10 protein-coding genes are annotated in these 14,818 nt (G+C 46.9%); 5 read left to right on the top strand and 5 right to left on the bottom strand.

The features are described 5' to 3' along the window. The first annotated feature begins 657 nt into the window (after nt 1-657). Together NWAT_RS10175 and NWAT_RS10170 are read left to right on the top strand one after the other, a co-directional pair. The gene (locus NWAT_RS10175; protein WP_013221000.1) at nt 658-1,353 is read left to right on the top strand and encodes a hypothetical protein; all 696 of its coding nucleotides are present in this window, start codon (nt 658-660) and stop codon (nt 1,351-1,353) included. 446 nt (nt 1,354-1,799) lie between these two features. Beyond that, a complete protein-coding gene (locus NWAT_RS10170; protein ID WP_157679886.1) occupies nt 1,800-2,666 on the top strand; it encodes a YicC/YloC family endoribonuclease in 867 nt (288 codons plus the stop codon). Nucleotides 2,667-2,855: 189 nt separating this feature from the next. Here NWAT_RS10170 and NWAT_RS10165 read toward each other — a convergent pair whose 3' ends face one another. Continuing rightward, nucleotides 2,856-3,278, bottom strand: a complete 423-nt coding sequence (locus NWAT_RS10165; protein ID WP_013220998.1) for a hypothetical protein — start codon at nt 3,276-3,278, stop codon at nt 2,856-2,858. A 535-nt stretch (nt 3,279-3,813) separates the two neighbouring features. On the opposite strand from NWAT_RS10165, the gene NWAT_RS10160 reads away from it, so the two are divergent. Next, nucleotides 3,814-5,091, top strand: a complete 1,278-nt coding sequence (locus NWAT_RS10160; protein WP_013220997.1) for a cation:proton antiporter — start codon at nt 3,814-3,816, stop codon at nt 5,089-5,091. Nucleotides 5,092-5,138: 47 nt separating this feature from the next. Here NWAT_RS10160 and NWAT_RS10155 read toward each other — a convergent pair whose 3' ends face one another. Continuing rightward, the gene (locus tag NWAT_RS10155) at nt 5,139-7,748 is read right to left on the bottom strand and encodes a UPF0182 family protein (protein ID WP_013220996.1); all 2,610 of its coding nucleotides are present in this window, start codon (nt 7,746-7,748) and stop codon (nt 5,139-5,141) included. Between the two features lie 110 nt (nt 7,749-7,858). Further along, nucleotides 7,859-8,824 (bottom strand): acetoin utilization protein AcuC, encoded by a 966-nt coding sequence (locus NWAT_RS10150; RefSeq protein WP_013220995.1) that lies wholly within the window; start codon nt 8,822-8,824, stop codon nt 7,859-7,861. A gap of 287 nt (nt 8,825-9,111) precedes the next feature. Between NWAT_RS10150 and NWAT_RS10145 the strand changes: the two genes are divergently transcribed. Together NWAT_RS10145 and NWAT_RS10140 are read left to right on the top strand one after the other, a co-directional pair. Beyond that, the gene (locus tag NWAT_RS10145; protein ID WP_013220994.1) at nt 9,112-9,855 is read left to right on the top strand and encodes a PP2C family protein-serine/threonine phosphatase; all 744 of its coding nucleotides are present in this window, start codon (nt 9,112-9,114) and stop codon (nt 9,853-9,855) included. Between the two features lie 96 nt (nt 9,856-9,951). Further along, nucleotides 9,952-11,352, top strand: a complete 1,401-nt coding sequence (locus tag NWAT_RS10140; protein ID WP_013220993.1) for a dihydrolipoyl dehydrogenase family protein — start codon at nt 9,952-9,954, stop codon at nt 11,350-11,352. A 328-nt stretch (nt 11,353-11,680) separates the two neighbouring features. Here NWAT_RS10140 and NWAT_RS10135 read toward each other — a convergent pair whose 3' ends face one another. Then, on the bottom strand, nt 11,681-13,834 hold the full coding sequence (locus NWAT_RS10135; protein ID WP_013220992.1) for an FAD-dependent oxidoreductase: 2,154 nt from the start codon (nt 13,832-13,834) through the stop codon (nt 11,681-11,683). Nucleotides 13,835-13,893: 59 nt separating this feature from the next. Continuing rightward, the gene (locus NWAT_RS10130; RefSeq protein WP_013220991.1) at nt 13,894-14,817 is read right to left on the bottom strand and encodes a HEAT repeat domain-containing protein; all 924 of its coding nucleotides are present in this window, start codon (nt 14,815-14,817) and stop codon (nt 13,894-13,896) included. Nucleotide 14,818 lies beyond the last annotated feature (1 nt).

Raw genomic sequence — 14,818 nt, 5'->3', positions numbered from 1 at the left:
CCACCAATAAATTCATACAGTTACACAACTACACCGTCTAATCAACGGCATAGCCTATAAGTCATTGATTATCCGCTTCCATAAAATTATGGAGCCCAAGAATCAATCAGTTACAAGCTACGGCTATTTGCCGCAATCTAATAAAATCAGATAGTTATATTGTCTTATAATTCAATGAAATGACTATAATACGCTAGGGTGCGGTGGGGAGCGCTGAAACCTCTCAAAGCGCATAGAGCGGTAAAAATCCCGAGCTCGTAGAACTTAACTTAGCCGTTACCCAAGAGTTGCGAGGAAAGGCGAATCTTACAGTTCAATATGGCGGAACTCTCCAAAGTCGCTTCAGTATAAGATGGAATTGGCCATTGTGTAAAAAAATTGAACACTGGGCAATAATATTAAGTTATTGAAAATAAATATAAATATATTTAAGTTAATAATCCAGCATTGACAAAATGTAAAGATTAGCGAAAATTAGCCATGATTTAATCACTTAATGAGATTCTAAGTAATTGAAATATAATAGTATATACGATATCGGCATGTAATTTGTATTGGAGGTGAATTATTAAAGCTAATTTATAGTGTAATTTTTTATATTTGCGAAGAAGTTACGGATGTTGAGGCCACCTAGCATCCTTAATAGCTGGAAGAAGTATGGGTAAACATGATATTCACCAGAATTCCTTGTTATCTGTTGAAGAGCAAGGTTGGTCGCAGTCAAAGCTGGACGGTCCTGCTCCAAACCCTAGTTCTGAATTTATTCGCTCATATAAGGGGCATGCCGGAAGGCGACGCCGCAGTGCTCTAAAAATTAAGTTACTTCAGCTTGCATTGGGTGGCTCCATTTTTTTATTCTCGTTAACAATCCTGCTTCTATGGATTTACACTTCTGGATTATCCGCAGAAAATAACCGCATTTTGGCAGAATTCAATAAACAAAGGCGGCATTTAGTGGCAGCAACCGCAGCGTTGGAAAAGTTGCAGAATGAGCGGAATACGCTGGTTCAAGGGCGATTGCCCTATTTATTACCGTTAGAGTATGACAGAGCTATTTCCGTTACTGACCAATATTTACGGAATATTATTTTTACTCTAACCAAAAATCAAGGCGAAGCAGCAACCGAATACCGAGTGGTATTGCAAAATGATGGATCGTCCGCGATATATCCTGAAGTAAAAATTCTACTTTTCGATGATCTAGGTATTCAAGTTGGTTTGGCGGAGATTACCAAAGGGGAGCAGTCTTCTGATAAAGCGATTCTTGATCCAGGAGAAGTGCGCTCTTACTCCGGAAGCGTTAATTTTTTCCGTGAAGGAAATCCTCATTACTTTCATGCGGCCGTCTATTAAGTTGGATATTCTGGCTATTCTAATTCCTTTTTAATTTGTTTTAAGCAGGGTTGCCGAAAGTCGCATAAAGTCCTGCCAGCGGCTTTTATAAAACATAAAGTCTTCGGTAATGCCTGTACGGACAACAGGCCTTCTTTTAAACTGTTTCTGGAAAACATGGGTTCATAAGTATTTATCGTTACATTTGCTGGAATGGCAAAAGGCAGGAGTCGCTGAATATTGTAGTGCCATTCCTCACGAGTGCGACATTGCGGTGGTTATAGCATGTCAGAATTGCCGGATTGGCGGGGATAGCTTGTGGAACGGGGGGTGCGGCTCAAGCTACGGCGGCTTTGAAACAGGAATATTTTTTGGAATGATTTTAAAAATCTCGCTTGCATGGCCTAAAACGCTTAGCGTGGAGTCAATTCAGATAATCCCATAAGTTGTTGCGTCTGGAGAAGGGTGTGATTTACAGCATGACGGCGTTTGCGCGCCAAGAAGTACAAAGTGATGTAGGGGCCTTCACGTGGGAACTGCGTTCGGTTAATCACCGCTATTTGGATATTTCAGTGCGTTTACCGGAAGAACTGCGCTTTATTGAGAGCCAGCTGCGGGCGCAGGTGGGTCACCGGCTCAAGCGGGGGAAAGTTGACTGCACTTTGCGTTACCTCCCTCCTTCTGAGCAGGCTCCCAAATTCTCCATGAACGAGCAAGTAACTCGCCAATTGGTGCAGCTATGCGAAGAGATCGAGACTTTAACCCATAACCCTGCTCCCCTTAATAGTTTGGAAGTATTGCGCTGGCCAGGGGTGCTGCAAACTCCTCCCGTGGATGGGGAGCGGCTGAAAATGAGAGCTTTAACCGCCTTGGAACAAGCCTTAAATCAAATGCTGGAGACCCGGGCTACGGAAGGGAACCGTTTGGCTGCATTTATCATTCAGCGCTGTGAAGAAATCGAGGCTATTATCGTGCGGGTCCGTACTCATTTGCCTCAAGCCATGCTCCATTTTCAGGAACGTTTGTTAGCACGGCTAGAGGTGGTTCAAGCTGAATTGGAACCGGGGCGGGTAGAACAAGAGTTAGTGCTTTTTGCCCAAAAGAGCGACATCACGGAAGAATTAGATCGGCTTCAAGCCCATATGGCTGAAGTACGACAGGTGTTTCAGCGTAAGGAGCCTATTGGCCGGCGCTTGGATTTTCTGATGCAGGAACTTAATCGGGAGGCCAATACTCTGGCTGCTAAATCTGCCGATGTGGAAATTAGCCAGAATGCGGTCGAACTTAAGGTGCTTATTGAACAAGTCCGGGAGCAGATACAAAATATCGAATAGTTTTCACATTTGCTGGGTGAGTCAGAGGGCATTGTTCTGTTAGGTATTGCGCTCCTGAATATCTCCAGACTCGGGTTCTTGCCCGTTGCGCCCCGGTCATCACATGCAGGTTAAGCAAGCAGGTGCCCCTGGGGGCATGCGCTAGACGCACGCATACCCTGAATTAGGAGTAATCAACCATCAAATGACTTACTGTAACTCTTCAATCGTGAAACGGCGGTAGAGGTGGGCAAACTCGAACGGCCCACGGCGAATAACATTCATTGCTCGTTCTGAATCAGTATCACCTGGTGCATAGATGAGTAAAAATGTGGCACCATCCTCAGCCGCATCTAAATGGATTCTTATGGCCTTATCAGACCAGCTGAGCCGAGACAGAAAGCCTCCTCTAGACTCCTCGAGGTTGCTTTCTGCTTTGGCAATAACTTCTTTACATGTATACAGCTCGCAATCCGCCTCCTCATACCCACCAGTCATTAAATCTTGCTGAACCCGTTGTGCATCCTCCTGTTTCGGAAACGCGACAACAAGATAGCCAATCGGATAAAAGATACCGAAATCTGTCGTTGAAGGGAGTTCGCGGGAATCATCTGCTGGTTTTTGCTGTCCCATAATTCATCCTCTTTAAAAAATTAAAAGCATAAGACGTCAAGCTGAAGCGTGTGTTTATCTCCGTTGCAGTGTTCTCTAAAAAATGAAATTGAGTAGAGAACTTGTACTATTTTCTACTCACTAGGCTTGTCAGGCTGCGCAACTAAAGCTCTACTTTGTCTATACAGAGCACGGACGGCCTAACCCCATGGAGTACAAACATGCTTGGACAATAAGCCAGTGCTTCATATACTTTAAAGTGTAGTTCAGGGGGGCCAAATGATCAAAGAAGTCTAAGCTGTGGATGAGGGGTGCGGCTGAAAAAATGACGATATTTCAACTATTTATGGGTTAGGGTAAACTCATTCACGTCTGAAATTGCAACCTGGATAAGCTATATACCGTACAGCCGCTAGGGAGAAAAATGGTTTGAGACCGGCATCCGTAATAATAGCCCTTATCCATATATGCTATACGCATCTCAAAGGAGCATTGAGCAGCACGAAAACGACCGCATTCCTTCCAAAAATGTTGCCGGGATACTGAATCTATTCTTATGGAACTATTTTATATACTGCTGGTTCTATTGCTGACTACCCGTCTATTAGGTGAATTTGCCAAGCGCATAGGCCAACCCTCCCTTGTTGGAGAAGTGGTGGCAGGAATTGCCCTTGGCACCCTGGCTGCTGAATTTCCCGATAGCTTTCCTATATTAGTTGACATCACGGAAGACAAGGTCTTTATTGCGCTCACCGATCTGGCCATCTTTTTCCTCATGCTTCTGGCGGGGATGCAGATGCGCCTGCAAGAACTCGCCAAAGTTTCCCACAGCGCTTTTTTCGTCGCTGTGGGGGGTATGGTCATCCCCATGGCTGTAGGGCTAGGTCTAGGGTGGCTGCTGATCCCTGATTCCTATTACAAGCAGGCTCAAGCTCTGTTCCTTGGTACGGCCCTGGCTATCACGGCGGTCCCGGTGGCGGTTCGAGTTCTCATGGATCTCGGCAGCCTCCGTTCCCGGGTAGGTCAGACCATCGTCTCGGCGGCCTTCTTTGATGATGTGCTCAGTTTGTTGTTGCTGGCGGTGCTGACGGCCATGCTCAACACGGGCGAATTCCCGGATATTACCTCGCTCCTGTATTTGTTGGGTCAAGTTCTGCTCTTCTTTATGGTAGCCGGTGTGGTTGGCTATTTCACGTTGCCCTTCATTGGCAAGTTTATTACTCAGTTTCGTCTTGATGAGATTAACTTTAGCGGCCTGCTCATCATTGCGCTGGCTAATGCCGTCCTCGCGGAAATGCTCGGCATGCATTTTATCCTGGGGGCGTTTATTACTGGCGTACTTTTCACCCCAAAGACTATTGACGAAACCGCCTACGAAGAAAATAAACGCAGGCTCAATGGGATCAGCGAGGGCTTTCTTGCTCCCCTGTTCTTCGCTTCGATTGGCCTGCATCTTGATCTGAGTGCTATTACCGAAGACCCTATCTTTGTGATTTATCTCATCTATGCTGCTTTCGTCTGCAAATTCATTGGTGCCGGATTGCCTGCCTATTGGTCAGGGTTTTCCATCCGCGACGCTGCTGCCATCGGTACAGGTATGAGCGCTCGGGGAGCCGTGGAACTCATTATTGCCGACCTCGCCTTGCGGGCGGGATTGTTTCAAAGGCCAGAACCTACGCCCTCGATAGTAGAAAACTTATTCTCAGCTATTGTCATCATGGCTCTTGCCACCACACTGATAACGCCCCTCTTTCTTAAGGTATTACTAGGCCACGAAAAAGGGGCGGATAAAAAGTCCGATCATGCCACATCTACTAGCACCAACAAACAGTAGCGTTTGCTTTTAAAAATGAAGCTTAGTTTTCTTCTATTTAACGATTTTTATCCTTCTGATCCCCGGGCTTCTATCCGTGCTTTAAGTTTAGCGTAGGCTTCCATCAATGTGGGTTCCATCACCACAAAGTTGCCATCGCTAATAATAATACGCTCCAGCTTAGGAATTTTCACAGAATCCTTGACGGTGAGAAAAACAGGCTGAATATAAAGTATTACCTGATTAACGGGCATAATGATCATGTCTCCCAGCACAACCTTGGAATCATTTTGACTCCAGAGGGTAAATTGGGCGGAAACGTGGGGGTTTTCATTAATAACGGCATTGATTTGAGAGGGACCAAACACTAATTCCCCCTTGGGAAAGCTATAGGCAATGAGCTTGCCATAATAAGGATCATCGCTGCCCGCCACTAGCATGGCCCGCATATTGTCCCGGCCCTTGACTATCATGGGCAAAAACAGCGTAAAATCCAGCCTATCTTCTTTAATTAAATCTAGCGTCAAATAATAAGGCCGTAAGCGAGTTTTTGATTCTTTATTATATTTTTGCGCGAACGTCCACATATCCTCTTGCTGATAAAAGGTTTCTGGATCAGTTTGATGATATTTAGCGTACATACCCATCTGTATTTCAAATAAGTCCTTGGGATAACGGATATGAGCCCGAATATCCTTGGGCATTTGCGCTTGCGGTTTGAAAAGCCCCGGATAAATACGGCTGTAAGCCTGGATAATGGGATCGCTGGAATCAAAAATATAGTAATCAACCGTGCCATGATAAGCATCCACCACGATTTTTACTGAATTACGAATATAATTGATTTTTTCACTGCCCTTGGGGGGGATAGGAAACTCAAATCTCATCAGCCCCAAAACGTCGGCGTTAGGGTACCAGGTTGACGCGGTATAAGCATCCTGAATCCAGTATAACCTCTCGGGAGTCACCACCAAATAAGGAGAAGAATCCAGCAGGAGATAGGGAGTCAGAGTTTCAATGCGTTCGGTAATATCGCGCCGAAAAAGTATTTTACTTTTATCATAGGTTTGGGTAGTAAAGAATATATCCTTATCCTGAAAATAGACAGAAAAAATATATTTTTCAAACAATGAGGATAGGGATATGCCGCCTCTGCCCTGGTAGTCCGTCATCACATTGGCGTTTCCCTTGGGATAATCAAATTCCTTGTTTTCATTGGGAGCAATCGCATAACGATAAGATCCCCGGCCATAATAGATACCGGGCTGCTCAATATTAAACCCCTCATCGGACTCCAGAGGAATTCCCCGGATAAACCAATCCATGGAAGCCTCGTCCTGTCCTTGCCCGGCCGAGGTCATCACCAGGCCATAGCCATGAGTATAGAGCAAATGCTCGTTTACCCACTTCCGGGCGCCGCTTGGAAGCTTATCGTAATTCAACTCCCGCGCGCCTAGAAAAACCTGCTGCTTTTTACCATTAATCATGTACCGGTCAACATTTTCCACGGGAAACCCATAATAAGTCCGCAGCTGTTGAAGCTGGCGGTAAACTTGCCCTACTAGCTCCTTATCCCAAACAGGAACGTTATGCAATAAATCCTGAGTTTTAACGTCAAAAATATTTTTTAGAGTTTTTTTCCTTTCAAATTCCCTGATTTCCACATTTCGAAGTTTATAGGCATCCAGGGTAGCGTTAATGCTGCTTTCTATAAAAGGTTTTTGCATGGATAATTCATTCGGCTTAACAATGTATTCTTGAGTAATCCAGTGCAGAAAGTAAAAATGGCGGGCCCCCAGGGAAAGGACAAAGAGCAGAGAAAAGACTACGAGCGTTTTTAATCCCTTGCGCTTATGGATAAATAATAGTAGGAAAAAAGCGATACCCAATAGAAAAAAAATGGATAGCCAAATAAAGGGCAGAATAACCCGCATTTCAACGAAACCAGGTCCAGAAAACAAGGGTTGGTGCGCCTCGCTGTAGACTAACCCATTACGTTGTAGGAAAAATTCCCATATTCCAATACAGAAAACGATCACTATCAAAATACTCAGATGCCACTTAGCGCCGGTTGGCAAATGTTTGCCATGCTGAGACAATAAACGATTTTCTATCCAATAGAGCAAGGTTAGCCCTGCTAACAGTAACAAGAAAGTCATTAATAATCGCTGTAGGATAAGCACGTAAATGGGAAAGGAAAAAAGATAATAGGAAATATCCTTGCCATAGGCTGGGTCTTGAATGCCCATATCGGGAGCCACGAGATAAAGCAAAAAAGATTCCCATTGCTGAAAAAGAGGCCAGGCAATGATAATACTGAGGAGAAGAGATAGCGGTGTGTAAATCCAGAGTGACCCCGTTTGAAAAGTGTAAAATAAGTTTTTAAATTTTTTTCTTGGTGCGCCTGGTGAAATGTCGGCGGGACGTTCCGACCCGAGATAATGGGAGGCCGCCCAAAAATTAACAAAGAAAATAAGGAAAAAAACGATACTGACTTGTATGAAAACAACGAATTGATAAAGTGCTCGTTGCCAAAAATAAAATCCGTAGTCTTGGGCGCTGAACCACCATAAATCTACTAAAAAAGGAATACCTTCAAAGCCAGCAATTAGCAAAAGAACAGCGATAATGACAATGCTAAGACCTAGAATTAAAAACCTACGCTTCCACCGGGACATTCTATTTTTCCTTTTCTAATTAGCTAGAATTTCTCTCTTGAATATTGCCTTGATGTTTTCCTAAGAAGACACCCTAGCGCATTGGCGATCATCAAACTTTTTTAGTAGTATTAATCGGATAGCTGAGTATCTGCTGTAACAAACGCCTGCACGACCGCACACCATGCTCTAGCAAGATTATCCAAATCATATCCTCCCCCTCCTAAGCCAAGGATGCGCCCCGAGCTATATTGCTCCGCGATAGTGCATAAGCGCTTTGCGGCATGCCCATGAGCTTTAGAGCTATATCCAAGGTGAGTAAGCGGATCGCCAGCCAAACTATCCGCACCGCATTGAAACAAGATAAACTCTGGCTGGCCTCGCTTTAAAAATGCCTCTGCTTGCTCCCAAGCCTCTAAAAACTGCTTATCCGTGGCCCCTGGCGGCATAGGAAGATTCAGCTTACTACCTACGGCAGGGCCAATGCCCGTTTCATTCTCAGACCCCGTGCCAGGATATAGATAACGACCATCTTCATGGAGATCAACAATTGTCACATTCGGGTCGTCTTCAAAGCCGTAAAACACTCCATCTCCATGATGGGCATCAATATCTACATACCCTATCCGCTGTACCCCATACCGCCGCCGCAACGCTTCAATAGCCACGCCGCAGTCATTAAAAACGCAAAAACCGGCGGCAGCTTCACGGCGAGCATGATGCAAACCAGCAATTGGAATAAAAGCGCGCCGGCAAGATTTGACCATTATGGCATCCACTGCTTTTAGTACGGTCCCTACAACCGCTGCGGCTGCTTCATAAACACCTGGAAAAGCAGGCGTATCCCCATAATCCAGAAAACCCCTCCCTGCTGTGGAAGCCTGTTTAACCCTTTCAACATAGTCAGGGAGATGAAACCATTCAATTTGTTCTTGGGCAGCGATCATGGGCTCATCTATCACGACTTTCTGATCAAGCCCCTGACGATAAAATTCATCCACAAAGGCGGCCTGTCGGCGGGGACCAAAAGGGTGCCCTTTGCCAAAACTGTAGCGCCGCAACAGATCGCCCATATAAACACAAACGTTTTTATTCATCGACCATCACTTATAAATTTAGAAATCTACGCTTCTATAACAATAGCTTATTTTATGTTAGTAAATGAAGACGAAAATACTGTCATTACGTTCAAAGACTAGCAAGACTCTATTATAGAAAGAAGGTAGCTGCTTGCGCACTAGTCTGGAATATCAATGCCTCAGAAATATAAAATATTAACTACTACGTTTAGACGCTTGTCATAAAGAAAATTGCCACGTTTAAATTGAGTTCTAAAAGGAATCGAGCTGGTTCCAGCTGAAATTTAGCAAGCAAGGAAATAAACATGTATCGTATGCACTGTGCGGAGATCTGGGGTGGTACCCGAGCCACCAACGAAGACTTATCGACTCGCGTCCTAACCGCTAGCCTCTACTCGAATGCGTCTGAGGGGTGCAAAGGCGGCGATATCTATTACTTTAGTGTCTGTGAAGCAGATATGCTTACCCGTATCGCCATAGCCGATGTGGCCGGACATGGCCCCGATGTTAATCGAATTAGCCGGTGGCTTTACGACTCGTTGGCGGCACAGGTAAACAGCCATGAGGTTGGCGGGCTCCTTGCCAGACTGAATCAGCAGGTAGTCACCGAATGTGGACTTAAGGCAATGACCACAGCGGCAGTTGCAGGTTTCTGTTTTGCCGAGACTCAGCTTTATATCTCCTATGCTGGACACCCGCCATTGCTGCTTTGGCGACAGGATGAGCAATACTGGCGACCCATCGAGTTGAAAACGCGCCTGGAGGCAGCCAACCTGCCCTTAGGAGTGATGGAAAGTATACCCTATGAGCAGGAGCAAATCCGGTTGGTCTCTGGGGATCGCCTGTTTCTGTATACGGATGGGCTCATTGAAGCTCCAGATGCCCAGGGCCAGCTATTTGGTGAAGAGCGGCTACGGGATATCCTCGAGCAGGCTAGCAATGAAAGCGTGCCTCGCTTAAAACAAGCTGTTCTGAGGGCTATCCATCAGCATACGGGCGGGACTCTGACCCACGACGATATAACCCTCATAACGATAGAGATCAATTAACCGCCTAGTGTTTAATGATAGGGGGCTGGTAAGCTAGGGAGAAAGAAATTAAGGTATGTAGACGCACTATTCCCTAAAGACAGGAGAAAGCAGCCAATGACGCCGGTTTCAACCAAAAATAACTTTGATGTGCTGGTGCTGGGAGGGGGTACAGCCGGCACCAACGCGGCCCAAGCCGCTTGCAATGCGGGCGCCTCTAGGGTGGGAGTGGTGTATATTCCCGAAATGTTTAACACCTGTGTGCAGGAAGGCTGTATGCCTTCGAAAAGCGTGCTGGCTTCATCCGCCCAGGGTCATTCCTTTTTGGAAGCAATCTATCGTAAAGATGTGCATCTTAGCCGCCTCGCCCGCGCCCTCAAAGGAAAGATGCAAAGAGCGCCCTATACCCTTATTGAAGGCAAGGCGCGGTTTTTGCCAGAAGCAGGAGTAGAGGTCACCCAAGGTGAAAAAACACGCCGCTTATGGGCTAAAAATTATGTTATCGCTACCGGGTCCCATGCCTGGATCCCCCCCATAAAAGGACTTGAGGATTTACCCGCCGGGCGCATGCTGGTCAGTGACGATATTGTGGGAATTCAAACTCTCCTTGGCGAAGCGCCTAAACGGTTGTTGGTACTGGGTGGTGGCCCCATTGGCCTGGAGCTAGCCACCTTTTTTGCGCGGCTAGGAACAGAAGTGCTTATCCTCGATACCTCCGGTCTTTTGGGACCTTTTGATTCTGAGTTTGGTCAAGCACGGCTCCGCGCCCTGAAAACCACACCCCACATGGACAGTTTGGTACCTGGAGAACTCCAATCGGTGACCGACACCGCAAGTGGGCTATTATGCCGCATTGCCCATCAAGGTACCTTACTGGAACGCTATGCCGACAGGCTATTAATTGCCACTGGACGGAAGCCGAATATTGAGGCGCTAGCCCTAGAAAATGCTGATGTACAAGTAGAGGGCTCCACCATCGAGCACAATGAATACCTCCAAACCAGTAACCCTCATATCTATATTGCAGGCGATGTGATCAATCATCACCAAATATTGCATTATGCGGCGGAGATGGGCCAGATTGCCGGCGCCAACGCGGCTCGCGGCAAGCCCACTGCGGCCATGGATTATCAAAAATTTTCCCTGGCAATTACGTTTGATGAATATCCTTCCGCCCTGATCGGCCTGACGGAAAAAGAAGCCAAAGCCCAAGGGTACGATGTCATCTCGGCAACCCAGGATTTATCTTCCCTTGGGATGGGTATTCTCGAGGATTTGCGGTGGGGTCTTTGGAAATTGGTGGCCGATCGCAAAGATGGCCGTGTGCTGGGCTCCCAGATTTTTGGCCCCTCATCAGCACCGGAAATCATCCAGCTTCTGTCTCCTATTCTGTATTACCAAGGAACTCTGAAAGATATAGTACGCATGACCTGGTACCATCCAACCTATGCAGAACTCCTACGCTCTCTGGCCCGTAAGCTTTGTTCGGAAACCGGCATTGAGTGCCCTGGTGCCTAGGTTCAGCTTACCATCCAATAATAATAGTAGCCATTATAAAATCACTAATGGCATCAGCAATGATAACTGTGCCAAAATAAAAAATTGCCTGCAAAATTGGAGATTGCTGGGCTAGTTTCATAGGGTGGGGTGGGAAAGAAAATGTATATTTCCCTCTACCTACTCCTTGCTAAGCAGCCCATAATTTCCACAATGCTAGAGATAAAAAATCTCTTCTATCGCTTTGCAGAGGAATTCCTTGACTGCGTGATATCTCGCAGTAAACTCAGCTAACCGTTGAAGACTCCTTTAAGAAAAAAGGCGCATTGCAATAAGGCAGCTTTTTCCTCTAGCCAAGACGCCAACGATGAAACCGCTCTAGCCAGCGCAATATTTTTTCCGGGGCATGGGCTTTTTTCCACTCCCCCGCCGTGAACTTGACTGCTTCATTCCAGGTAGGATAGGGGTGGATAGTACCTAGAATTTTATTGAGACCGATCTTATGCTTCATGGCGAGAATAAATTCCGCCAATAACTCAGCCCCATGAGGAGCAACCACCGTTACGCCCAGGATGCGATCTTTGCCTGGCGGTGTCAGCACTTTAATGTAGCCATAGGCTTCGCTTTCGGCAATGGCCCGGTCCAGATCTTTAAGGCCATAACGGGTCACCTCGTAGTCCATGCCTTGCTTTTTTGCCTCTATTTCATTGAGGCCGACCCGGCCCACTTCGGGGGAGGTAAAGGTAACCCAGGGAATGACCGAGTAGTCCACCTTAAAGCGCTTGAAATGGCCAAACAAGGCATTGACCGCAGCAAACCACGCCTGGTGCGCCGCCACATGGGTAAATTGATAAAGACCGGTAACATCACCACAGGCAAACAGATTAGGATAGCCCACGCTCATGTCCTCCTCAACCGGTAAGGCACCTCCCTTGCTGGTGCTGAGGCCGAGGTTCTCCAAGCCTAGGTGCTCGGTATTAGCCGTGCGTCCCACGGCCACCAAGACCTGGTCGAAAGAAATCCGCAGTTCCCCCTCCGGATGTGCGCAGTAGGCTACTTTCTCGCCGCCCTCGATGGCAAAGCGGATGGCTTTATGCCTCAGTTTCACCGTAATACCTTCCTCCCTGAAACATTCTAAAATCGCCGCACTGGCATCTGGATCTTCTTGTAGCAGCAGCCGCTCGCCCATTTCCACTAGGGTGACCTGTGACCCTAACCGGGCAAAAGCCTGGGCCAGCTCGCAACCGATGGGCCCGCCGCCTAGTACCAATAGTCGCTGGGGGAGTTTTCTCAGTTGCCACACCGTGTCTGACGTCAAGGGCCTGATTTCGCCCATGCCTTCAATGGACGGAACAAAGGGATGCCCGCCCGTGGCAATAATGGTGGCCTTGGTGGTGACGCGGCGAGTGGAGCCATTAGCTGCTTTTATCTCCACCTCCCAGGGTGAAATAAGCCTCGCCTCTCCTTGCAAGCAATTTACCCCCAGGCGGGTATAACGCTCCACCGAATCATGGGGCTCTATTTGCTTAATGATCTTTTGTACGCGCTCCATTACCGGCGCAAATGGAATTGGTGGATTGTTTGCAGGCAAACCGTAACGGTCCGCCTGACGCATGGCCTCAGCAATCCGTGATGATTTAATCAATGCCTTAGACGGGATACAGCCGGTATTGAGGCAATCGCCGCCCATTTTATCCCGTTCAATCAAGGCAACCTTAGCCTTGACCGTTGCACCCATATAAGCTGATACCAAGCCCGCCGAACCGGCACCGATCACTAACAGGTTGTAGTCAAAGTGCTTAGGCTTGGTGAATCGCTTATAAAGTCGGGCGCGTTTGAAAAGTGCCAATAAAAATTTGGCAATCAGAGGAAACAGAGCCAACAACAGGAAGGATAAAAGCAGCGGGAGCGACAAGATATCGCCCACTTTTTGGATCGCCGCTAACTGAGTACCCGCATTTACATAGACAAGCGTGCCTGGAAGCATGGTGAGCTGACTTACCCAATAAAATCTCCAGATGGGAATTCCGGTTAGCCCCATGACAATATTGATCACGAAAAAAGGGAAAACCGGTACCAACCGTAAACTAGCAAGATAAAAGGGACCATCGACGGCGATCCGCTCATCCACTCGTTGAACTGTCTTATCATAACGTTGGCGAAGGGAGTCTCGAAATAGAAAGCGGGAAGACAAAAACGCCAGAGTTGCGCCTAGGGTTGAGGCGAAGGAAACGATAACAGTACCAGCGGTTAAACCGAATAAAGCCCCTCCCGCAATGGTCATCACCGCAGCACCCGGTAATGAGAGGGCGGCAACTAAAACGTAAGAAATAAAAAATATCGACACTGAAACCACCGGCGCCCCGGCAATCATTTGCTGGAGCTGTTCTTGATGCGCCTTCAATCTTTCCAGGTCAAGGTACTGCGGCCCTCCGAAATGGAAAAAGGCTCCTATCAGAGTCAAAATTAGAAAGATAAAAATTAGACGCTTTATCGAAAACATGCCTATTCCTCTATGGCTGTTCCGCCGGGTGCAAATCTTTACCACATCATTTTACAAATCTATTGTAAATGCTGTTGCATTTCATTTAATGCTTGAGCAGCAATATAGCTAATATTTTTGTTTTTTTCCCGAGTAAGTTCCTTCAAGGTTTCCGTGGCTATTGCCTCGGCAGAACTAAAATTTACCGCATGTTGCCAAAGCGCTCCAATGGCATGAAGTCGCTCCTTCACCGTTAGCGTATCATTAGTCACTCTTTCTACGAGCGCGCTAGCTGCGCGGGGGTCATCCAAAGTCGCCAGCTGATTGATGGCTTCCGGATACAAATTTTTATGGGGAGATTGCAGGGCAGCGATTGCCCGTTGGAATAATTTTTCGTTATATTCTTCTTCTTTTGCCGAGCGAATGGATGCGCTTGCCTTCCCACCTTCTTCATCCTCTATACTTTCTGCTGAATCCTCCTCTACAAGGGGCTGAAATTCATCCAGAGACTGGGGTTCATCTTTGGCAGTATTATTGGAATTAGACAAGGGATCTAAAGCAGACTGTTTAAATGTTGCGGTACCCAATAGAGGGCCAGTGTGGGCTAGTGTTGGTGGAGTTGACAAAAGGAGAATAATATTGTGATCCGCCGTATGGTGCAGGGCATAGGAGAACCCCCTGAGTGTTCTTTTAAGGGCTTCTGCTAGAGGAACCTCGGTCACACTTACCGATATAGGATGATCTGCCAGTTTCGAATCGTTGAAATGGCTTTGTAGTCCCGCTTTAGTCTCAAACTCATGCAAAACTTTAGCCAGGGGAACATTGTGAATTTCGGCGCTCAACAAGCCTTTTTTATACCGAACAGTTAGTTTAGGATGGGTAATAGCCTGCTGCTTGGCATGGGGAGCAACAGCTGGTGGAGGGCTGGCAGCGTGAGATCTCGCTAAAAACAATACGGCGATGGGTAACCCGATGATAAGTACCATTGCTAGGCGAGGGTTCATA

The sequence above is a fragment of the Nitrosococcus watsonii C-113 genome, assembly GCF_000143085.1.
Taxonomy (GTDB): Bacteria; Pseudomonadota; Gammaproteobacteria; order Nitrosococcales; family Nitrosococcaceae; genus Nitrosococcus; species Nitrosococcus watsonii.
The sequence above is the reverse complement of the archived record's forward strand: the minus strand, read 5'-3'. Positions and strand labels throughout refer to the sequence as shown.